15 protein-coding genes are annotated in these 21,954 nt (G+C 72.9%); 5 read left to right on the top strand and 10 right to left on the bottom strand.

What is annotated here, in order from left to right:
• Nucleotides 1-281: 281 nt before the first annotated feature.
• On the top strand, nt 282-2,936 hold the full coding sequence (locus ACIRQH_RS05295; RefSeq protein ID WP_404224318.1) for a LuxR C-terminal-related transcriptional regulator: 2,655 nt from the start codon (nt 282-284) through the stop codon (nt 2,934-2,936).
• 78 nt (nt 2,937-3,014) lie between these two features.
• Here the strand turns inward: ACIRQH_RS05295 and ACIRQH_RS05290 are convergent, their stop codons facing one another.
• From ACIRQH_RS05290 to ACIRQH_RS05250, 9 genes are all read right to left on the bottom strand, one after another.
• Entirely contained in the window at nt 3,015-4,334 is a 1,320-nt protein-coding gene (locus ACIRQH_RS05290) for an alpha-glucosidase/alpha-galactosidase (protein WP_358815859.1), read from the bottom strand.
• Complete coding sequence (locus ACIRQH_RS05285; protein ID WP_404224316.1) at nt 4,331-5,344, bottom strand: carbohydrate kinase family protein; 1,014 nt, start codon at nt 5,342-5,344, stop codon at nt 4,331-4,333. The genes ACIRQH_RS05290 and ACIRQH_RS05285 overlap by 4 nt, the downstream gene beginning before the upstream one ends.
• Before the next feature lie 3 nt (nt 5,345-5,347).
• Nucleotides 5,348-6,178, bottom strand: coding sequence for a carbohydrate ABC transporter permease (locus ACIRQH_RS05280; RefSeq protein WP_081220663.1), 831 nt, complete (start codon nt 6,176-6,178; stop codon nt 5,348-5,350).
• Nucleotides 6,175-7,137 carry a carbohydrate ABC transporter permease gene (locus ACIRQH_RS05275; RefSeq protein WP_404224314.1) on the bottom strand — a complete coding sequence of 321 codons (963 nt, stop codon included), beginning with the start codon at nt 7,135-7,137 and terminating at the stop codon, nt 6,175-6,177. The genes ACIRQH_RS05280 and ACIRQH_RS05275 overlap by 4 nt, the downstream gene beginning before the upstream one ends.
• Before the next feature lie 49 nt (nt 7,138-7,186).
• Complete coding sequence (locus tag ACIRQH_RS05270) at nt 7,187-8,479, bottom strand: ABC transporter substrate-binding protein (RefSeq protein WP_404224312.1); 1,293 nt, start codon at nt 8,477-8,479, stop codon at nt 7,187-7,189.
• 12 nt (nt 8,480-8,491) lie between these two features.
• A complete protein-coding gene (locus ACIRQH_RS05265) occupies nt 8,492-9,460 on the bottom strand; it encodes an endo alpha-1,4 polygalactosaminidase (RefSeq protein WP_404224310.1) in 969 nt (322 codons plus the stop codon).
• A 297-nt stretch (nt 9,461-9,757) separates the two neighbouring features.
• Nucleotides 9,758-10,282 (bottom strand): universal stress protein, encoded by a 525-nt coding sequence (locus tag ACIRQH_RS05260; RefSeq protein WP_388870724.1) that lies wholly within the window; start codon nt 10,280-10,282, stop codon nt 9,758-9,760.
• 5 nt (nt 10,283-10,287) lie between these two features.
• Entirely contained in the window at nt 10,288-11,520 is a 1,233-nt protein-coding gene (locus tag ACIRQH_RS05255) for an arsenic transporter (RefSeq protein WP_358815865.1), read from the bottom strand.
• Nucleotides 11,521-11,748: 228 nt separating this feature from the next.
• Nucleotides 11,749-14,124 carry a SpoIIE family protein phosphatase gene (locus ACIRQH_RS05250; protein WP_388870718.1) on the bottom strand — a complete coding sequence of 792 codons (2,376 nt, stop codon included), beginning with the start codon at nt 14,122-14,124 and terminating at the stop codon, nt 11,749-11,751.
• Nucleotides 14,125-14,379: 255 nt separating this feature from the next.
• Here ACIRQH_RS05250 and ACIRQH_RS05245 point away from each other — a divergent pair, with 255 nt between their 5' ends.
• Nucleotides 14,380-17,472, top strand: a complete 3,093-nt coding sequence (locus ACIRQH_RS05245) for a glycoside hydrolase family 2 TIM barrel-domain containing protein (RefSeq protein ID WP_404224308.1) — start codon at nt 14,380-14,382, stop codon at nt 17,470-17,472.
• A gap of 27 nt (nt 17,473-17,499) precedes the next feature.
• Here the strand turns inward: ACIRQH_RS05245 and ACIRQH_RS05240 are convergent, their stop codons facing one another.
• Nucleotides 17,500-18,474 carry a sigma-70 family RNA polymerase sigma factor gene (locus tag ACIRQH_RS05240; RefSeq protein WP_358815868.1) on the bottom strand — a complete coding sequence of 325 codons (975 nt, stop codon included), beginning with the start codon at nt 18,472-18,474 and terminating at the stop codon, nt 17,500-17,502.
• A 186-nt stretch (nt 18,475-18,660) separates the two neighbouring features.
• Between ACIRQH_RS05240 and ACIRQH_RS05235 the strand changes: the two genes are divergently transcribed.
• The 3 genes from ACIRQH_RS05235 (at nt 18,661) to ACIRQH_RS05225 (ending at nt 21,875) form a co-directional block, all read left to right on the top strand.
• Nucleotides 18,661-20,274 carry an MFS transporter gene (locus ACIRQH_RS05235; RefSeq protein WP_388870712.1) on the top strand — a complete coding sequence of 538 codons (1,614 nt, stop codon included), beginning with the start codon at nt 18,661-18,663 and terminating at the stop codon, nt 20,272-20,274.
• Nucleotides 20,271-20,879, top strand: coding sequence for a hemerythrin domain-containing protein (locus ACIRQH_RS05230; RefSeq protein WP_404224305.1), 609 nt, complete (start codon nt 20,271-20,273; stop codon nt 20,877-20,879). Before ACIRQH_RS05235 ends, ACIRQH_RS05230 begins: the two co-directional genes overlap by 4 nt.
• 423 nt (nt 20,880-21,302) lie before the next feature.
• The gene (locus tag ACIRQH_RS05225; RefSeq protein WP_404224303.1) at nt 21,303-21,875 is read left to right on the top strand and encodes a TIGR03086 family metal-binding protein; all 573 of its coding nucleotides are present in this window, start codon (nt 21,303-21,305) and stop codon (nt 21,873-21,875) included.
• Nucleotides 21,876-21,954 lie beyond the last annotated feature (79 nt).

The raw sequence follows: 21,954 nt of genomic DNA, 5'->3' as shown, positions 1-21,954 counted from the left end.
ACCGGGCCTGCCGCCGCCGGTCCGTCGGACCCACCGCGTTCGGCTCCTGCCCTGCCTCCATGGCACCGCAGTCCGGCCGTCCCCGCCTCACCCGCCGCGGGCGACCGGAGCCTGCCTTGCGACTTCCGGCACACGGGGTGACGATCAGTGTGCGGGACCGCTCCGGACAGTGGGCCGTGGCGCCCGGACCGCTCCGGGCAGGACGGGACCGGCCGCGCCGGAGCCGACCGCTCCGGAACGAGACGCCGCGCCGCAGCCGAGAGATCGCGGAGGCCGACCCCATGGCAGGGCTTCTGACACCGGGCGGTGATCCCCTGCTCGCCGTGCGGTTCGCCGTCCCGGACCTCACCGAGACATTCGTGCGCAGAGCACGCCTGGTCGACCGGCTGGCCCGGGGCGTCCAGGGCCCCCTGACCCTGGTCAACGGACCGGCGGGCGCGGGCAAGACCCTCCTCGTCGCCCACTGGGTCTCCACACGGGAACACCCCGGCGACATGGCCTGGCTGACGGTCGAGCACGAGGACGCGGGACCCGGCATCTTCTGGACGTACGTACTGGAGTCCCTGCGGCGGCACGGCGTGGCCGTACCGGACGGAGTGGGCAGCCCGGCCGGCCCCGGTGACGTGGACCGCTCCCTGCTGACCCGGCTCGCCGCCTGGCTGAGCGAGCGCGCGGATCCCGTGGTCCTGGTGCTCGACGACTTCGACCGGGCGGGAGCCTCACCCGCGGTCGCGGAGGAAGTCCAGTTCGTCCTGAGCCACGCGGGCGGCGGACTGCGCCTGGTGCTCGTCAGCCGTACGGAGCCCCAGCTGCCGTTGCACCGCTACCGCGCCGCCGGAGCGGTCGCCGAGGTGCGCGGCGCCGACCTGGCCTTCGCCGTGGACGAGACGGTCGACCTGCTGCGCCACCACGACCTGAGCCTGTCGGACGACGGGACGCGGGCGCTGACCGAATGGACCGGCGGCTGGGCGGCCGGCCTGCGACTGTGCATCCTCGCCGCGCGGGGCGCGGACGATCCGGACACCTTCATCAAGAACTTCGAGGCCGGACAGAGCACCCTCGCCGACTTCCTGCTGGCCGAGGTGCTCGAGGCGCAGTCGGACGAGACACAGGACCTGCTGCTGCGGACGAGCGTCCTCGACCAGATCCACCCGGACCTCGCCGACGTCCTGACGGGCCGGGACGACGCGCAGGCCATCCTGGCCGGGCTGCAGCACGCCAACGCGTTCGTCGAGGCCATCGGACACGGCTGGTACCGGCTGCACCCCCTCTTCGCGGAGATCCTCCGCGTCCATCTGCACGTCAGGGACCCTGGCCTCGAACCCGAGCTGCACCGGCGTGCGGCCCGCTGGCTGAGCGACGCGGGGCTCCTCGCGGAGGCGCTGCCGCACGCCGCGGGGGCGGGCGAATGGGATCTCGCGGCGGGCCGGCTCATCGACGAACTGGCCATCGGCCGGCTGCTGACGGGACTCGACGCCGAACGCCTCGACGGACTCTTCGCCGGCATGCCCCCGGACATGGCCGGCCCGGCCGCCTGCCTGGTGCGCGCCGCCCGCGAACTCGGCCGCCGCGACGTCGTCCGCGGCCTCGACCACCTCCGCCGCGCGGCGGAGGGACTGTCCGCCGAGGACGAGGACACGGCCGCCCTGCGGCTGAGCCACGCCTTGCTCCGGGTCCTGGCCGCACGGCTGACGGGCTCCGCCGACCTGGCGCGGGCGGCGGCGGAGGACATGAGGGCGGCGGAGCGCGGACTGCCCGCCGAACGCCTCGGGCGACATCCGGAGCTGTCCGCCCTGATGCTCACCGACCTGGGATCGGCGCAGTTGTGGGCGGGGCACTTCGACGACGCCGTCGCCGCCCTGACCGCCGCGGCGCGCACCGACGACGGACCGGCCACCGCCTATCCGCGCCACGAGTCGCTCAGCAGGCTCGCCCTGATCGACTTCCTGCACGGCCGGCCGGGCCGCGCGGAGGCGCACGCGCGGGCCGCGGTCGGCGAGGCGGAACGCTCCGGTCTGCCGCCCGGCGCCCGGACGGGCGTGGCCCAGCTGGTCCTCGCGGCGGTCGCCGTCGACCGGGACGACCTCGCCGCGGCGCAGACCCACCTGGACCAGGCGACCGCCTCCTCGACGGCCTCGCGCGATCCCGTCGCGATCGCCGAACTCGGTCTCGTGCGCGCACGGACCCTGCTCGCCAAGGGACACCCGAAGGAAGCGGCACGCGTCCTGGAGGAGCTGAGGCGTCCCCGTGGGGTCGAACCCTCGCCGTGGGCCGACGAGCAGGCCGCCCTGCTGCTGTCCGCCGCCCACCTGGCTCTGGGGGACCCGCCCGCCGCACTGGACGCACTCGCAGGGGACGGGCCCGGAGGGGACGGGCCGGAGGTCACGGCGGCGGCCGCCCGGGCGCGGCTCGCCGGCGGTGACGCGGCGGGGGCGCTGGCCCTGCTCGACGCGCTGCCCACCGAGCGGGACGAGGGGCTGGGCACGACGGTCCGCGTGCTGCTGGCCCGGGCACAGGCCGTGGAGACCCTGGGCGACGATCTCACCGCCCAGCGGCTGGTGGCGCGTGCCCTGCGGGAGGCCCGCCCCGAGCACCTGAGGCGGCCGTTCGTGGAGGCGGGCCCCTGGCTGCCGGCGCTCGTGCGGCGCCGGCCCGCGCTGGCGCAGGGACACGAATGGCTCCCGGCGGTGGCCGCGGCCGGAAGCCGGCGGCCGGGCCCGTCCGAGGACCTCGTGCCGGTGGTCGAGCCGCTCAGCGAACGCGAGCGCGAAGTGCTGGAGCGTCTGGCGCAGATGATGTCGCGGGACGAGATCGCCGCCGACCTCCATCTGTCCGTCAACACGGTCAAGACCCACCTCAAGAGCGTCTACCGCAAGCTCGCCGCGACCCGCCGGGGTGAGGCGGTACGGCGAGCCCGCGACCTGCATCTCCTGTGAACTCCCGCGTCGGCCGGGCCCGTTGTCCGGCCGGCGCCGTCGCGTCCGCCCTCCTGCCCGTCCGCTCTCCCGCGCGGCTCAGTGGCCGAGTTCGACCCGCAACTCCGGCTGCAGCAGGTCCCCGTGGGCCCGTACGAGGTCGTCGCACAGGTCCCAGATGCGCTCGACCGGGAGGGCCGCCGCGGTCGCCGGGTCGGCCATCGCGGCGTGCCGGATGTGACGCGGTTCGTCGTCGGTCGCGGCGCGGACCACCAGGTCGTTGACGGCGACGTACGCGCTGTTCAGCGCCGCGCACTGCGGCGGCAGCGCGCCGACCCGGGTGGGCTGCACCCCCAACGCGTCGACCAGGCAGGGCACTTCGACGACGCTGTCGGCGGGAAGGTTGTCGATCAGCCCGCGGTTGGGCACGTTGCCGTAGACCGTGCGGGGGGTGCCGGTGAGGACGCTGTGGATGATCTGCGGGGCGTACTCCAGGGTTCCCTCGACCGGCAGGGGTGTACCCGAGGCGAGGGACTCGCGGGTGCGCACATAGCTCTCCGCGTTCTCCTCGATGATGTCGAGATAGGCGCCGACCGGCAGCCTGAGGCGCTCGATCTCGCTGTCGTGGTGCAGGTACCACGGCACGTACTCCGAGGAGTGCTCGCTGGTCTCCGTCGGGTAGTGGCCGAGCCGGCGGTACATGTCCACACGCACCCGGCGCAGCAGCTCCGGGTCCCGCGCGATCACCTCGTCCAGGAGGGGGTGGAGGTCCTGGCCCGCGCGCTCGAACCGCAGCACCCACGCCTGGTGGTTGACCCCGGCCGCCAGATAGGTGACCTCCTCGAAGGGGACCCCGACGAGCTGGGCGAGGTCGTGCATCGTCCAGTACACCGAGTGGCACAGACCCGTCACCCGCAGGGCGGGCGCGACGCGGTTCAGGTAGAGGGCGTTCATCGCCATCGGATTGGTGTAGTTCAACAGCAGCGCCTGCGGGCAGAGTTCGGCCATGTCGGAGGCGAGGGAACGGAGCACGGGGAAGGTGCGCAGGGCGCGGAAGATGCCGCCGATGCCGAGCGTGTCCCCGATGGTCTGGCGCAGGCCGTAGCGCGCGGGGATGTCGAAGTCCGTCCGGGTGGCGCTGTCCATCCCGACCTGGATGATGTTGATGACGAAGTCCGCGTCCGCGAGCGCCGCCCGCCGGTCGCGGTGGGTGGTGATCACGGGCTTGGCGCCCCGGACGCCCGCGATGTACCGGGCGGCGCCCTCGGCCGTGTCCAGCCGTTCCGCGTCGATGTCGTGCAACGCGATCCGCGCGTGCGCGAGTTCCGGGAAGGTGAACAGGTCGGCCAGCAGTCCCTGGGTGAACACCACGCTCCCGGCTCCGATGAAGGCGATCTTCGGGGCGGTGACGTCGTTCATGTACGGCTCCAGGTGTCGGGGGTGCTGAGGTCCTGCGAAGTGCTGCCGGGCAGAGGGGTGTTCGGGTCCGAGGAGGTGTACCCGGCCGCGGCGGTCGCCTCGTCCCACGTCGGCTGGGCGGCGGTCCCGCCGTGGGCGCGCGTCGACAGCGAACCGCAGGACGCGGCCACCGCGAGCGAGGCGGGCAGGTCGAGACCGCGCAGGGTCGCGGCGACGAACCCGGCGTCGAAGCTGTCGCCGGCGCCGACCGTGTCCACGGGGTCGACCGGTGTCGCCGGGACCCGCGTCAGCCGGGTCGCCACGCAGGCGAGGGCGCCCTCGGCACCGTCCTTGACCACGACCGTCGGCCCCTGTCCGGCCAGGAAGACGGCGGCCAGGCCCAGTTCGGACTCCCCGGCCAGCGCGCACGCCTCCGCCGCGTTGGGCAGCAGGACGTCGGTGACCTTCAGCACCGGGTCCAGGAGTTCCCTGTCCCAGAGCCCGGCCGGGTCGTCGTTGGTGTCGAGCGAGGTGGTCGTGCCCAGATCACGGGCCAGGGCGAACAGCCCGCCGAGGGAGAGTGCCAGACGGGGCATCAGAAAGAACGACGCCGCGTGCACGTGCCGGGACGCCGCGAGGAGATCCCGAGGTACGTCCTCGGGTCCGGTCGCCGTGAGACAGCCGGGCGCGGTGAGGATGGCCCGGTCCCCGTCCCCGGCCGTGACGACGGTGGTGAGCGGGGTGGGCAGAGCCGGGTCCGTCACCAGGGAGCCGACGTCGACGCCGCCCCCTGCGAGCGCGGCGCGTACGAAGGCGCCCGCCGGATCGTCGCCGACCCGGCCCGCGAACGCGACCCGCAGCCCGAGCCGCGCCGCCCCGCACGCCATGATCGCCGCGGAGCCGCCGAGCACCAACCCGCCGTGCTCGACGAGCTGTTCGCGCTGGCCGAACCGCAGAGGGCCCCGCAGCGGACCCACCACGACGTCCGGGTTGGCGTCGCCGACGACCAGCAGATCGAAGGATCTCGTCATGGCCTAGCCCTTCAGACCGCTGGACGTGAGCGACTGGACGAACGTCTTCTGCGCGAGCAGGAACGCCACCAGCACGGGCAGCACCGTGATCACGTTGCCCGCCATCACCGCGGACCACCGTGTGTGGTGCTGCCCCTGAAACGTCGTCAGGCCGAGTTGCAGGGTGTACTGGGTGTCGTGGTTGATCGCGATGAGCGGCCACGACAGGTCGTTCCAGGTGCTCAGGAAGGTGAGCACGGCGACCGTGGCGAGGGCCGGCCGGGCCAGTGGAAGCACGATCGAGAAGAGCACCCGAAGCCGCGAACACCCGTCGATCCAGGCCGCCTCCTCCATCTCCCTGGGCAGGGCGAGGAAGAACTGCCGGAACAGGAAGACCGCGAACGGCGTGACGAGTGACGGCACGATCAGCGCCCCGAGCGTGTCGATGAGCCCCAACTCCTTCATCACCAGGAACGTGGGGATCATCGTGAGCTGGAAGGGGATCACCATCGTCGCCAGCATCAGACCGAGCAGCAGCCGCGATCCGGCGAACCGCATCCGGGCGAACGCGTAGCCGCCGAGCGCCCCGAGCAGCAGGTTCGACAGGACGGCCACCGACGCGACGATCAGCGAATTGGCGAACCAGCGGGGGAACATGGCGTTCCCGAGCACGTAGCGGTAGCCGCCCAGGTCGATGCCCTTCGGCCACAGAGCGGGCGGGAACCGGTTGATCTCCGCGTCGGACATCACCGAGCTGAGGACCAGCCACAGCAGCGGCAGCGCGAAGGCCAGCGCCAGCGGCGCCAGCGCCAGATGCCAGCCGCTCGGCCGCCGCGAGGTCCCGGGTGAACTCATCGGACAGCTCCTTCCGTACGTCCCTGCCGGCGCCGGGCCAGTCGCAGGGCGCCGCCCGCCAGCAGCAGGGCCACCGCGAGGACGTACGCCGCCGCGGCTCCGTAGCCCGCCGTGAACATCTGGAACGCCTGCTGCCAGACGAAGTAGACGACCACGGCGGTCGAGCCCAGGGGGCCGCCCTTCGTGGTCACGTAGATCAGGTCGAAGACCTGGAGCGCCGTGATCAGCTGCCACAACAGCAGGAACACGGTGACCGGCGTGAGGGTCGGCAGGGTGATGTGGCGCAGCACGCGCCAGCGGCCGGCCCCGTCGATCCGTGCGGACTCCACGAGTTCGGGCGGCACGTCCTGGAGCGCGGCCAGGTAGACCACGACGCAGAAGCCGACGCCGCTCCACAGCGAGATGAGAACCAGCAGGTAGATCGCCTGGTCCGGGTCGGTGAGAAAACCCTGCGAGGAGATGCCGAGCTGGTGCAGCAGGGCGTTCCCGACGCCGAACTCGGGGTCGAGGATGAAGGAGAACAGCACGCCCTGCGCGGTGGCCGACACCACGAACGGGACGAAGACGAGGGTGCGGTAGAGGCCGATGAAACGGATACGGCGGTTCAGCGCCAGCGCGAGCATGAGCCCGCCGACCAGGCTGAGCGGCACGTACAGCGCGGTGTACACCAGCGTGTTGCCCACCGCCGTACGGAAGTTGGGGTCCTGGGCGAGTGCGCGGTAGTTGTCGAGGCCGACCCAGCGGCCCGGGGTGACCAGGTCGTCGGCGCGGAAGGAGAGCAGCAGCGACCACACGACGGGCACGATGCTCAGCCCGAGGATGACGACGACGGCCGGGCTGACGAAGCCCCAGGCCGTGGCGGTCTCGCGACGGGAACGGCGACGGGCGGCACGTCGGGCGGCGGCGGGGTTCACGGTGGCGCCCGGGGGGAGCGTGAGGGCGCGGGGAAGAGTGGACATGACGGCCTCCTTCACCTGGAAGTCAGCGGGGGAGCGTCTCGGGGAGACGTCACCGGGGGATGAGCAGGGCCGCGTCGGCCTGGTCCGCGCACCGGCGGATGGCGTGCGCGGGGGAGTCCTTGCCGAGCAGGACCGAGACGACGGCCTCACCGAGTGCCTGGGAGATCTGTGGGTAGGCCGCGTGCACCGGCCGGACCCGGGCGGAGTCCAGCGCGGTGGTGAACACGTCGAGGCCCGTGGTCGTCTCCGCGTGCCGGCGCCACTCGGCCCGGCGGGCCGTGGCCGAGCTGAGCGGCAGTCCGCCGGCGGAGATGTCCCAGCGGGCGTCCTGCGACGGCTGGACCATCCACCGGACGAACTCGACGGACGCCCGCGAGCGGGCCGAGCCGTTGTCGAACACGGTCCACGTGTCCGGGCCGGAGATGGTGACCGGCCTGCCGCTGTACGACGGAAGCGGGACGACGCCGTAGTCGACCTTCGCGGCGCCGATGTCGGGCAGTTGCCAGGGCCCGGTCGCCACCATGCCCATGCGGCCGCCCAGGAACACCTGGTACATCTGCTCGCTGCCGGTCTTCGGGTCGATGTAGACGCTCTTGTCGCGGGCCAGCCGGGCGAGGGTCCCAAGGGCCCGGGCGCCCTGTCCGGCGAACCCGATGCCCTTGCCGTCGGCGGCGACCACGTCGCCGCCCAGGTCCCAGATCATCGGCCACAGCCGCCAGACGGTGTCCTCGTCGCCCGTGCCGGGCCAGCCCGTGCCGAACACGCCCCGACCGGAGTCGGTGAGCCTGCGCGCGGTGTCGACGAACGCGTCCCAGGTCCAACCGGCCTCGGGGAAGGGGATCCCGGCCTGCCGGAACAGCTTCCTGTTGTAGACGACGGCCAGCGAGTCGAGGGCCGCCGGAGCCGCCCGCACGGCGCCGTTGACGGTGACGGCGTCCCGGACCGGCGGCCAGAACGAGTTCCACGGCGGGCTGCCGCCACGCAGTGCGGACGTCAGGTCGACCACCCGGGGACTGCGGGCGACGCTCGCGAGGTCCGAGCCGAAGACGTAGGCGATGTCGGGGTAGGAGCCGGCGGCGAGCGCTGCCGTCACCTTCTGGAGCATCGCGTCGGCCAGCACCCCGCCGCCCGAACTGTCCACGCGGATGCGCGGATGCGTGCGGTTGAACTCGGCGACGAGAGCCTCCACGGCCTTGCGGGCCGTGTCGTTCTGGCCGTGCCACAGCTCGACGGTCACTCGGCCGTCCGAGCCGACGCCGTCCGACGGGCCGGCGCAGCCGGCGAGAGCGCCGGCCGCCGCCGCGCCCAGGACCAGCCGGCGCCGCGGTATCGCGCGGGTCATCCCGGCCCCCTGTCAGCGGGTCCGGCGGACGTAGTCCGCGCTGCCGGGCGTCGAGACCAGCACGTCCCGGCGCACGATGCTCAGCCGGTTCCCGAAGGCCGCCCGGGCCTTGCGCAGACCGCGGTCGGTGTACTCGATGACGACCACCCGGTCGTGGAACGCCTTCGCGTACTCGCCGCACTCGTCGTACTCGCCGCACTCCTCCGCCACCGCGAAGTCGAGCCCGGCCCGGGACCTGGCCCCGGACAGTTCGACGGTGTTCTTCTGCCCGATCGCCAGATGCCGGGCGTGCGCGTGCGCCGACAGCAGGGAGATGAAGGCGGTCGCGTCGTCCGCGGTCAGCAGCTTCCGCGAGCGCGTGTAGCTGTCGTAGTTGTCCGGCTCGATCGCGTCGAAGCCCTTGTCGGCGCACGAGTCGATCCACCGGTTGACGCGTGCGGCCACCCGGCGGCGCTTGTCCGGCGTGCTGATGTCCAGCAGCGCCTCGTCCCAGTCCTTGTCGACGACGACCTTGCCGTCCGCGTCCCGCAGCAGCAGGTCGGCGGGCCACTGGCCGCGCTCCTCAGGCTGCGCCTGGAAGGCGTTGACGTAGCAGATGTTGTACAGGCCGGGCGCCGGCGACGAGGAACGGTCGCGGCTGACGATGCGGACCCCCGCGGCCGGGCGGTAGGCGCCGCCGATCTGGTAGTCGAAGCCCGCGTGCAGCGGCGGCAGTTCGACGGCGGCCGGTTTCGGGTCGGTACGGCGTGTCGGCTTCGGCGAGCCGGACGACCGGCTGCCCGCGTCGGCCGAGGGTTCGTCCGAGGTCCGGGACGGCTTCGGTGTCGACGACGGAGCCGTGGCGCCGGTGGTCCTGCGCGGGTTCTTCGGCGAGGCGTCGGTGTCCTTCCCCGAACCGCAGCCGGTGAGCGCGAGAAGACCGGCCAGAGTCGTGGCAGTACCCAGAACTCCGGCGCGGAGAGCACGTTTGACGGGGGGCATGTCCGCTCCATCAATCGCGAGTACGTCCCCGCCTCGGACGCTGAGAGCGATCCTGGCGACTTTGGCCGGACTTGAACCGAGTCCGCTACCGGCTGGGCGTACCTCTGCGTGCCGGGTCGCACCACGGCACGCCAGGATCAAAGCGCGTGGGCCCCTGATCCGTCAAGGCGGCCCCTGCGTCACGGGGTCGCCCTTCGGCCACGTACGCCCTGATCACCGCGTGGACCGGCCCCGCAGCCGGCAGCACCCCGCGGGGGCCGGCTCCGGAGCGCGCTCGGGGACCCGCCGAGCGGCGGGCTATGGACGCGGGGGGTGCGGCGGGCGCGGGGGCTCGGGCGGGTGCGGGGGAGGCGGTGGCATCGTCGCGACGTCCGGTGCCGGTTCGGGCCAGACGAGCAGGACCGGGCACGGAGCGTGGTCGACGACGAAGCGCCCGGCCGGTCCCAGACTGTGCGGACCGAGCCGCGCCCGGTCCCCGTCACGGGCCACGACGAGCAGATCGGCGCCCTCGGCCGCGGCGACCACCTCGCGCTCGGCGCGGCCCGCGCGCTCCATCCGCGTCGCCCGGCCGCCCAGGCGTTCGGCCGCCGCGTCGAGGAGTTCCGCGCCGGAGGCCGTTCCGAGGGTCTCCAGGAGGTCGCCCGGGTCGGGCTCGGAGCGCCCGCGGCCGAGGAGGCCCGCGAAGGCGCCGTGCGCGAGCCCGGGCACACCCGGGTCGGCGACGTGCAGCAGCACGACGTCGGTGGCGCCGGGGGCGTGCGTGCGGACGGCGTCCACGCACGCGTGCCACGTTCCCTCGACCAGCCAGACAACGACCCGCATGTCCATCAGCCTCCGATGACCTGGAGCGAGACCCACAGGGCCAGTACGGCGGGCACCAGCGCCGCGGGCACGGCGATCAGGCCCAGCCGGGTGAACTCCTTCAGGTCGACGCCGTGTTCGTGCTGATGGACGATACGCCGCCACAGCAGCGTCGCCAGGGAACCCGCGTACGTCAGATTGGGCCCGATGTTGACGCCGAGCAGGACGGCCAGCACCGCGCCCGACCCCGATCCGGCGGCCAGCGGCAGCAGGACGAGGACCGCCGGCAGGTTGTTGATCAGGTTGGCCAGGACGGCGGCGATCGCCGCGATACCGAGCAGCGAGGCCAGGGAGGAGCCGTCCGGGAGGAGCCGGCCGAGCGCGTCGGCGAGTCCGTTGTCCACCACCGCGCGCACGACGATGCCGAGCGCGAGGACGAAGGCGAGGAACGACGGCGCGGTGGCCCGCACCACGGCGAGCGGGGTGGTGCGGCGGCGGACGAGCGCGCGCGTCGCCAGGACGAGGGCCCCGGCCGTGGCGGACCAGGCGGGGTCGATGCCGACCGCCGAGGCGACGACGAACCCGGCCAGCGTGCAGCCCACGGTGACGAGTGCGAACAGCGGCAGCTCCGGCGCGTCCCCGACGGTCCGGGAGGAGGCGCCCGCCGCGATGTCGCGGGCGAAGAAGCGCCGGAACACCAGGTATTCGGCGCCGATCGCGACCAGCCAGGGCAGCACCATCAGCGCGGCGAACCGGGTGAAGCTCAGCCCGCTGGTGGTGAACGCGAGCAGGTTGGTGAGGTTGGAGACCGGCAGGAGGAGCGAGGCCGTGTTCGAGAGGTGCGTGCACGCGTAGACGTGCGGTTTGGGGCGGGCCCCCATGCGCGCGGCGGTCGCGAACACGACCGGGGTGAGCAGCACGATCGTGGCGTCCAGGCTGAGGACCGCGGTGATCGCCGAGGCGAGCACGAAGACCGCGGTGAGCAGACGGCCGGGCTGTCCGGCGGCCCAGCGGGCCATCCACGCGCCGCAGGCCCGGAAGAGCCCTTCGTCGTCGCAGTACTTGGCGAGGACGAGTACCGCCGCCAGGAAGCCGATCACGGGCCCCAGGTGTCCCGCCTCGGCCCGCGCGTGGTCCCAGGAGATGGCCCCCGTCGCGAGGACGAGGCCCGCGGCGGGCACGGCCACGACCGCCTCGGGCCAGTTGAACGGCCGCACCACGGCGCAGACGAGGACGGCCACGAGCAGGACGACGGACATCGCCTCGGCGAACGGGCTGCCGAGAGCGGCGGCGAGCGGCGCGGCGAGGTGGGCGCCCGGACCGGTGGAGAACGCGTCGGCGACGGGGGTGCCGTCCGCACCGGTGCCGCCGGGGAGGAGCGGGACGACGCTGGGCGTGAGCGGGCTGTTCAGGGTTCGGTCCTCCGGGCGGTGATGGCTGCGCGGCCCATCACATCAGACGTGACACCCCTTTCCCCGCGAGTGCTCTCACTCCTCGCCGAGGAGGGACAACTCCGCCCAGATGGTCTTGCCCTCCGCTGTGTGCCGGCTGCCCCAGCGCTGCGTGAGCTGCGCGACGAGGAGCAGCCCGCGTCCGCCCTCGTCGAAGGTCTTCGCCCGGCGCAGGTGCGGCGCGGTGTGGCTGCTGTCGGACACCTCGAAGATCAGCGTCTCGTCGTCGTGGATGAGCCGCAGCCGGATGGGCGGGTCGCCGTAGCGGATGGCGTTCGTGACGAGTTCGCTCACCACCAGCTCCGCCGTGAACGTGGCCGCCGTCAGCCCCCAGAGGTCCAGCTGGTCGGCGACCTGCTTGCGGACCGGCGCCACGAGCGCGGGATCGGCCGGGATGTCCCAGGTCGTCACGTTGGACGCGGCGAGTCCGTGGGTCCGGGCGAGCAGCAGCGCCACGTCGTCCGGCGCGCCGCCCGCGGGGAGCAGCGCCCGCAGGATCGCGTGGGCCGCCCCCTCCAGGGACTGCGCGGACTCCTTCAGGGCCCCGCACAGCAGCCGGTGGCTGGCGTCGACGTCGCGTTCACGGCTCTCGATCAGACCGTCGGTGTACAGCGCGAGCACCGTGCCCTCGGCCAGTTCCAGCTCGACGGACTCGAAGGGCAGTCCGCCGAGCCCGAGGGCCGGTCCCGGTGGCACGTCGATCTGACTGGGCGGCCCGTCCGGCGGCAGCACGAAGGGCGGCGGATGGCCGGCCCGGGCGAGCGTGCAGAGGCGCGAGACCGGGTCGTACACCGCGTACAGACAGGTGGCGCCGACCTCGCCGGTGGTGCCCTCGGAGCCGGCTTCGGTGGACAGCCGGACGACGAGGTCGTCGAGGTGGGTGAGCAGTTCGTCCGGGGCGAGGTCGATGTCCGCGAGGGTACGGACGGCGGTCCGCAGCCGGCCCATCGTCGCGGACGCCTGGATGCCCTGGCCGATGACGTCGCCGACGACCATGGCGACCCGCAGCCCGGACAGCGGGATGACGTCGAACCAGTCGCCTCCGACCCCGGCACGCGCCGCGGGCAGATAGCGGGAGGCCGCCTCCAGGGCGGCGGTCCGAGGCAGGGACTGGGGGAGCAGGCTCCGCTGCAGTGCCAGCGCGGTCTCCCGTTCCCGGGAGAAGCGACGGGCGTTGTCGATGCAGACGGCGGCCCTGGCCGTGACCTCCTCGGCGAGCAGTACGTCGTCGGCGGTGAACGGTTCGGGCCGGGAGAACCGGCTGAGGACGGCGACGCCGAGGGTCTTGCCGCGGGCCGCGATGGGCACCGACATGGTGGTGTGGACGCCGTACTCGGCGACGCGCTTGCCGCGGCGCTCGTCCCAGGCGAGCCACTGCTCCAGCGTGCCGTCGGCGTTCGGTGCGACGAGCGGTCGGCCGGCGACCAGGGAGTCGGCCTGCGGGGAGGACGCCGGGTAGACGTCGAGGGTGCCGGGCGGCACGACCGCCTCGGGCGAGCCCGGGTTCACCGACCGGTGGGCGGCGCGGCGCAGCGTGACCGGGGCGGTGGGCGGCTCGGAGCGGTACTCGCCGCCGTTCTCCGGCGGGTCCAGGAGATCGACGCTGACGAAGTCGGCGAGGGCCGGCACGCAGACGTCGGCGAGTTCCTGAGCCGTCCGGGTGACGTCGAGGGTGGTGCCGATCCGCACGCTCGCCTCGTTGACCAACTGGAGCCGCTCGCGGGCCCGGTGCTGCTCGCTGACGTCGTGCACGGCGACGCACACCCCGCGCACCCGCCCTTCGGCGTCGGTCAACGGGGCGATCCTGGCGAGCCAGGCGTGCGCCCGGTCCTCACCGCCGGCGCGCGCGTACGTCTCCACGTCGCGTCCCCGGCCGGAGGCGAGGACGTCGGCCATCTCGCGTTCCATCTCCCTGCTGGCAGGTTTCCCGCCGATCTCCGCGACGGTCAGGCCCCGGATCCGGTCCTCGGGGAGGCCCATCACCTGGGACATGGCGTCGTTGATCCCGTACAGCCGGAGCCGCTCGTCGTAGACGGCCATGGCGCAGGGTGACTGGGTGAGTACCGCGCGGATCAGGGAGTCGTCCTGGGCGCGGGGACGCAGGCCGTCCAGCGGGGTGACCAGCAGCCAGTCGTCGGTGCCGTCGAGGTGGTGGGCGAGCAGCCAGACGTCGACGACCCGTCCGTCGCGGTGACGCAGAGCGAGCACGCCGTCCCAGCGGCGGCCCGCGGGGCCGGGCGGTTCGATCTCCACCCCGGGGGCCAGCAGTTCGGCGGCCGGGCGTCCCTCGACCTCCTCGGAGGCGTGCCCCAGCAGCCGCCGGGCGCCTTCGCTCCAGCGGACCAGGATGCCGTTCCCGTCGATGACCGCCCGTGCAGTGGCGGCTTCGTCGAGAGGATGGACCGGGCTCATCGTCGCCACTTTCCCTTGCGCACACCCACAGTGAACAAGCGCGTCATTCCGCTTCCAGCCTAGGGCCTGTACGGCACGGGCACCCCCGAACGGGGATGCTCCCGACAGCCATTCGTACGGAGGTTTTCGGCCGATGTGAAGGCCGGGGGGGAAGTGGTGTCAGGACCCTTGACGGTCCCGTGTTGCCTCCCGTCAGAATCTGTTTGTTCACGATCAATAGTGATGACTTCTGCGCCCTGATGGGGGAGAGCCGCCATGACGGTCACTCGACGGTCGGTACTGATCGCAGGAACGGCTGTCCCCGCCGTCGGGGCCCTCGCGGGAGCGGACGGCGCCGCGGCGGTCCCCGGCCGCGGCACGGGGCGGCGGACGATCGCGCTGCGGGACGGCTGGCGCTTCGCGCTGGCCGACGCGGGCGGTGTCACCGACCCCTCCGGCGCCTACGAGGGGGCCGAGCGGCCCGGGTACGACGACTCGGCGTGGCGTTCGGTGGCCGTGCCGCACGACTGGAGCATCGAGCGGACGCCCACCACGGAGCACGGGACCACCAGCGGCACCGGCTTCTTCCCCGGCGGCCTCGGCTGGTACCGGACCGCCTTCACCCTGCCCTCCGCCGTCACCGGCCTGCGGATCTCCGTCGAGTTCGACGGCGTGTACATGGACGCCTCCGTGTACTGCAACGGCCAAGAGGTGGGCCGTCACCCGTACGGGTACACCGGATTCGCCTTCGACCTGACGGGGCTGTTGCACACGGACGGCAGCACCGAGAACGTGATCGCGGTCCAGGTGCGCAACCAACTCCCCAGCAGCCGTTGGTACTCGGGCAGCGGCATCTACCGTGAGGCCCGCCTGGTCGTGACCGGTCCGGTCCATGTGGCGCGGTGGGGGACGCAGGTCACGACGCCCGAGGTCGACGGGGAACGGGCGGTCGTCCGGGCCCGCACGACGGTCGTCAACGACTCCGGAGCCGCCGCCGATGTCCGGGTGACGTCCCGGATCGTCGGTCCCGACGGGCGTACCGCGGCTCGCGCCGGGAGCACGGTCGGTGTCGGTGACCGCGCCGACGTGACCCACGAACTGGCGGTCGAGAAGCCCAGGTTGTGGGACTTCGCGACCCCCGGGCACCGCTACACGCTGGAGACCGAACTACGGGTCGGGGCCACCGTCGTCGACACGTACAGCACCCGCTTCGGCATCCGCACCTTCCGCTTCGACCCGGACGAGGGTTTCCACCTCAACGGCGCCCACACCAAGATCAAGGGCGTCGACCTGCACCACGACCAGGGCGCGCTCGGCGCGGCGATCAGCGTCGACGCGGTGCGCCGCCAGATGACCATCATGAAGTCGATGGGAGTCAACGCCTTCCGTACCTCGCACAATCCGCCCTCGCCACAGATCGTCGAGGTCTGCGAGGAGCTCGGCATCGTGATGATGGTGGAGGCCTTCGACTGCTGGCGCAGCGGCAAGACGACCCACGACTACGGGCGCTTCTTCGACGAGTGGTGCGAGAAGGACGCCACGGAGATGGTCCTCGCCGCCCGCAACTCGCCCGCCGTGGTGCTGTGGTCCATCGGCAACGAGATACCCGACTCCACCTCCACCGCCGGCCTCGCCATGGCCGACCGGATCATCGGGGCGGTGAAGGCGGCGGACGACACCCGTCCGCTCGTCATCGGCTCGGACAAGTACCGCCGGCTGCCGGCGAAGGGGTCGGCGGCCGACCTCATGCTCGCCAAGCTCGACGGCCTCGGCCTCAACTACAACACCGCCAGGTCCGTCGACGCCCTGCACGCCGCCTACCCGCACCTGTTCCTCTTCGAGTCCGAGTCGTCGTCCGAGACGTCCACCCGTTCCACGTACCAGGAGCCGGAACACCTCAACACCGGGGAGAACCACACCCCGGGCCGGCGGGCCGTCTCCTCCTACGACAACAACCTCGCCTCCTGGACGATGAGCGGTGAGTACGGGCACAAGAAGGACCGTGACCGCCGGTGGTTCGCGGGGCAGTTCCTCTGGTCCGGTATCGACTACATCGGGGAACCCACGCCCTACGACGTGTTCCCGGTGAAGGCGTCCTTCTTCGGCGCGGTCGACACGGCGGGCTTCCCGAAGGACATGTACCACCTGTTCAGGAGCCAGTGGACGAGCGAGCCCATGGTCCACCTGCTGCCCATGAGCTGGAACCACCGGGCGGGGGAGACCGTCGAGGTCTGGGCCTACGCGAACGTCGAGACCGTGGAACTGTTCCTCAACGGCACGTCCCTCGGCACGCGCGCGTTCGACACCAAGAGGACCACCGACGGGCGGGCCTACCTGGAGACCACGGAGGCGACCGGTGACGACAAGACGTTCACCGACGGCCCGTATCCCGGGAGCTACACCAGCCCGAACGGCAGCGCCGGAAAACTGCACCTCGCCTGGAAAGTCCCCTACCGTCCGGGGGAGTTGAAGGCGGTGGCCCGGCGTGCGGGCCGCGTCGTCGCGACCGACGTGCTGCGGACGGCCGGAGCCCCGCACGCCGTCCGTCTGACCCCCGACCGTCCGTCGCTCGCGGCGGACGGCCGGTCCCTGGTGTTCGTGACCGCCGAGGTCGTCGACGCCCGGGGAGTCGTGGTGCCCGACGCGGAGCACCTCATCACGTTCGACGCCGACGGCGGATCGCTCGCCGGTCTCGACAACGGCCGTCAGGAGAGCGCCGAGCGCTACCAGGCGAGTACCCGAACCGCCTTCCACGGCAGGGCACTCGCCATCGTCCGGTCCGGAACACGGGCGGGCGCGCTGAAGGTGACCGGCCGCGCCGAGGGGCTCCACGCGGGCACCGCGACGGTACGCGCCACGGCCGCCGGACAGGGCGCCACCACCCCCGCGGCACGCTTCGCCCCCGAGCACCCCGCCGCCCCGAACTACCCGCTGCCCGACTCCAGTTACTCGGGCCGGACGGACAGCCTTCCGGCCGCGATGCTCGACGGCGACCCCACCACCGGGTGGTCCAACGCCTTCTACAAGTCGGCGACCGCCCTGCTCCCCGCCTTCGGTGGGGCCCGGGCCGGCGACTGGGTCTCGGTCGCCTGGGCGCGCCCCCGCCGGATCGACCGCGTCGAGGTCTCCTTCACCGTCGACGCGACCCACACCCGGCCGGCGACCGTCGAGGTGTCGGTGTGGGACGGGCACCGCTGTACGCCCGTGCGGAAGACCACGGTCGACTGGGCCGACGCGTCCGACGCGCCGACCGTGATCACCTTCGACGGTGTCCGCGGCTCACGGCTGAGGCTGGCCATGACGAGCGGACACCCGGGCGCGGACGACGGCGGACTGCGGATCAGCCGACTGGAGGTCCCGGCCGCCTGACCACCCCGGCCCCGGAGGGGGAGCCGCTCACGCGCGGCTTCCCTCCGCCGTCCCCTCGGGCCGCTTCGCGTCGGCCGCCTCGTCACGCCGTACGTGTGTGAGCTTCTCGGGGTTCGTCACGATGTAGACGTCGGACACCTGCTCGCCGTCCGGGGTGAGGTCCATGACCATGACCGCGTACGGCGACCCGTCCTCGAAGACCACCGCGGAGTCGTCGCCGTTGACCCGCCGATAGCGGATGTCGAGCCCCGCACTCCGGCGCGTGGCGTAGCCGGCGAGCAGCCGTGCCGCCTTGTCCCGGCCCTGGACCGGCCGGAGCCCCGCCGCCCCGCGGCCCTTGCCGCCGTCGTCCGTCCACACCGTGACCTCCGGCGCGAGGATCTCCATCAGCGCCGCGATGTCACCGCCCAGCGCCGCCGCCACGAAGCGCTCGGTCGCCTGCCGGCGCACCCGCGGATGCGCCCGGTACAGCGGACGGCGGGCGTGCACATGGCCGCGGGCCCGGTGCGCGAGCTGCCGGACCGCCGCCGGGCTGCGGTCGATGACCTGCGCGATCTCGGTGTGCGCGTAACCGAACACCTCGTTGAGGACGAACACCGCGCGCTCCAGCGGGGTCAGTGACTCCAGGACGACGAGCATCGCCAGGGAGACGGACTCGGAGCGCAGGGTGCGGTCGTCGGCCCGCTCGCCGTCCCCTGGCTCGTCCAGCAGCGGCTCCGGGAGCCAGGGGCCCACATACGTCTCACGGCGCCGGCTGATGGCGGCGCGGCGTGCCAGCGCGTGGTTGACCGCGATGCGCACGAGATAGGCACGCGGATTCACGATGTCGTCCAGCGGTGCGCGGTGCGCGCGGCCCGTCCACGACAGCCAGGTCTCCTGGAGCACGTCCTCGGTGTCGGCGACGGTGCCGAGGACGTTGTAGACGATCGCGAACAGCAGTTCGCGGTGCTCGACGAAGACCCGCGTCGCGCCGTCGGCGTCCGGCTCGGGGCTTTCGGACATGGCTCGCCTCCCTTGGCTCTCACCACAGCGAGGGAAAAGGCGGGCCGAGTGTGACAGCAGGCGCCCCGATTGTGACGTACGTCTCACGACTGGTCCTGGGCGTCACACCGCTCGCGCCGGTCGCCCTCTTGAACGCGAGTCCGGTCTCCCCGCACTCCGCTGTTCCGGCACAAGGAGACACACATCGTGTTCAAGAAATGGCACGGCAACCCCTGGGCGATCCTCGTCACGCTGTCCCTGGGCTTCTTCATGACGCTCCTCGACCTGACGATCGTCAACATCGCCATCCCCGACATGGGCCAGGACCTGGACGCCTCCCTCGACGAGATCCTGTGGGTCGTCAACGCCTACAGCCTCGCCCTCGCCGTCCTGCTGATCACCGCTGGACGCCTCGGAGACCTGCGCGGCAAACGCAACCTTTTCCTCGCGGGCGTCGCCCTCTTCACCCTCGCCAGCCTGGCCTGCGGCCTCGCGCAGAACCCGCCCCAGCTGATCGCCTTCCGCGCGGTCCAGGGACTGGGCGCCGCGCTGCTCATGCCGCAGACCCTGTCGATCATCGCCGAGGTGTTCCCCGCCGACCGGAGGGGCGCGGCGATGGGCGTCTGGGGCGCCGTCGCCGGCATCTCCGGCGCCCTCGGCCCGATCGTCGGGGGCGCGCTCATCACGCACCTCGACTGGCGCTGGATCTTCTACGTCAACCTGCCGCTCGGCGCCCTGGTGCTGCTCCTCGCCGTCGCGATCATCCCGGGTTCTCGCCGCTCGGTACGGCACCGGTTCGACACCGTCGGCGTGCTGCTCGCCTCAAGTGCCCTCTTCTGCCTGGCCTTCGGCCTGACCGAGGGACAGCGCTACGACTGGAACGGCTGGATCCGGACCCTGCTCGGCGCCGCCGCGGTGCTCTTCGCGTGGTTCCTCCTCCACGAGCGCGGTCAGCAGGAAGGCGATCCGCTCGTGCCCTTCTCGCTCTTCCGGGACCGCAGCTTCACCCTCATCAACTTCGTCGGCGTCACCGTGTCGTTCGGGGTCATCGGGATGTTCCTGCCACTCACGATCTACCTCCAGTCCGTCCTCGGGTTCAGCGCCCTGAAGTCCGGCCTCGTCCTGCTGCCGCTCGCCCTCGGATCGTTCGTCATGGCGGGGCCCGCCGGGGTCCTCGCGGACCGGATCGGCGGCAAGTACATCCTCATGACCGGGCTGCTCGCCTGGACCGGCGCCCTGGTCTGGATCGTCGCCGCCGCCGACGTCGGGTCGAGCTGGACGGCGGTCGCCTTCCCGCTGTTCCTCGCCGGTCTCGGTGCCGGCTGCACGTTCGCGCCGATGGCCACCGAGGTCATGCGCAACGTCCCGGCGCGGCTCTCCGGCGCGGCCTCGGGCGTGAACAACGCCCTGCGGCAGGTCGGTTCGGTCCTCGCGGGCGCCGTCGTCGGCGCCGTACTCCAGGCACAGCTGGCCCAGTCGCTCACCGACCAGGCGCGACAGCACGCCGGACAGCTCCCGGCGGACTACCGCACCGGCTTCGTCGCCGCCTTCTCCCGGGCCGAGACCGACGTGTCCGCCCGGCAGACGGCCCCCACCCCCGCCGGGGTGCCGCACGACGTCGCCGACCGCATGCGCGCGCTCGGCGGCCAGGTGTTCGGCCACGGCTTCGTGGACGCCATGGGCCCCGCGGTCCTGGTCTCCGCGGCGGTCCTGCTGACGGGCGCGCTCGCCTGCCTCGCCGTCGCCCGGCACCGCGGCCCGTCCGCCAACCCGCACGCGCTGCCCGTGTACGAGTCCGAACTGGAGGAAGCGAGTTCATGAGCATCGACCTCACCGTCATGTACGCCGCCCACGACGCCTTCCGGCGCGACCTGGAACGCCTCGGCAAGGCGGCCGCGGACGGCACCGCCGGCACACCCGCGGTCCGCGCCGGCTGGGCCAACTTCACGCGTCAGCTGCACATCCACCACACCGCGGAGGACAGCGACCTGTGGCCGCGGGTCGAGCGCCGGGTCGGGGGGCGTCCCCGGGACATCGCCCTGCTCGCGGAGATGGCGGCCGAACACGCCCGGCTCGACCCCCGGTTGACGGACGTGGAGCGGGCGCTGCGGGACGAGTCCGCCGAACTGGCCTCCCTGGTACACGCGTTGGCGACGACACTCGACGACCACCTCGCGCACGAGGAGCACAGCGCCCTGCCGCTCATCCAGGAGGTGCTCACCCCCGAGGACTGGGGCGCCTTCACCGGCCGGATCCGAAAGACGCAGGGTCTCAGGGGAGCGGCGGTGTTCGTGCCGTGGATCGTCGACGGAGTGGCGCCCGCCGACCGCGCCACGTTCCTCGGCGCACTGCCCCCGCCGGTCCGCGTCCTCAACCGCCTCTTCTGGGAGCCGGGCTACCGCAGGAAGGGACTCTGGGCGAGCTGACCCGGGGAGAGAGAGGTCCCGGGCGGCCCCGCCGAAACAGGCGTCGGCCTCGCCCCGGGACCTTGCCCGTCCCTGCCGCTGCCCCTGCCCCTGCCCCTGCTCGTCGGGAGGCTCCGGGACCCGTCCGGCCGTGGGGCGCCCCTCCCCGGCTCGGCCCGCCGGGGAGCCCCGTCCTCGGCTCGACCCGTCCGGGGAGGCCTGTCCTCGGCTCGACCCGTCCGGGGAGGCCTGTCCTCGGCTCGACCCGTCCGGGGAGGCCTGTCCTCGGCTCGACCCGTCCGGGGAGGCCTGTCCCCGGGGGTCACCCCGCTCCCACGCGCTCCCCGGGTGATCGGACCGATTCCTTTCCCGGCCGGGCCCGGTCTGTTCCTGGTGAGCGGTCCGTCCCTCCTCGGACCGCCGCGTCGAACAGGAGAGACCGCCATGGACACCGACGCCGTGGACCTCGCCGGCCAACTGGCCCGCGCGGCCCGCACCCTCCAGGACCACACCGGGCAGGAAGCCCTCACCGGGAAGCGTGAACTTCCCACGCCCTGCGCCGACTTCGACGTCCATCGGCTCAGCGAGCACCTGCTCGGCACCTTGGTCGCCGGCGCGTACGCCGCCGCCAAGGAGCAGCTGCCGGCAGGTGCCCCCGGGCCCCTGACCGAAGCTCCGTGGATCGTCTTCCCACCGCTCGTCGGACGGCTCGCCGACGCGTGGGCCGAGCCGGACGCGTGGGAGGGGGAGACGCCGTTCTTCGGGAGCACGCGTCCCGCGCCGTTCGCCGGGATGATCACCATCATGGAGCTGACCGTGCACGGCTGGGACCTGGCCACCGCCATCGGCCGGCCGTTCACGGCGGACGACGACGTCGTCGCCACCGCGGCGGCCGCAGCGGCGCAGATCGCCGAGGGCGCCCGCGCCTCGGGAGCCTTCGGACCCGAGGCCGTACCCGCTCCGGACGCCACGCCACTGGAGCGCCTGCTCGCCCTGACGGGCAGGAAGGTCGCCTGACGACCGGCGCGCGCCGGTCACCGCGCCGGGCGAGGCTCTCTCGGGCCGCCGACCGAGGGCGGGAGGAACGGGGTCGGCG

This window comes from Streptomyces sp. NPDC102279 (assembly GCF_044766365.1).
In the GTDB taxonomy this organism is placed as follows: domain Bacteria; phylum Actinomycetota; class Actinomycetes; order Streptomycetales; family Streptomycetaceae; genus Streptomyces.
The sequence above is the reverse complement of the archived record's forward strand: the minus strand, read 5'-3'. Positions and strand labels throughout refer to the sequence as shown.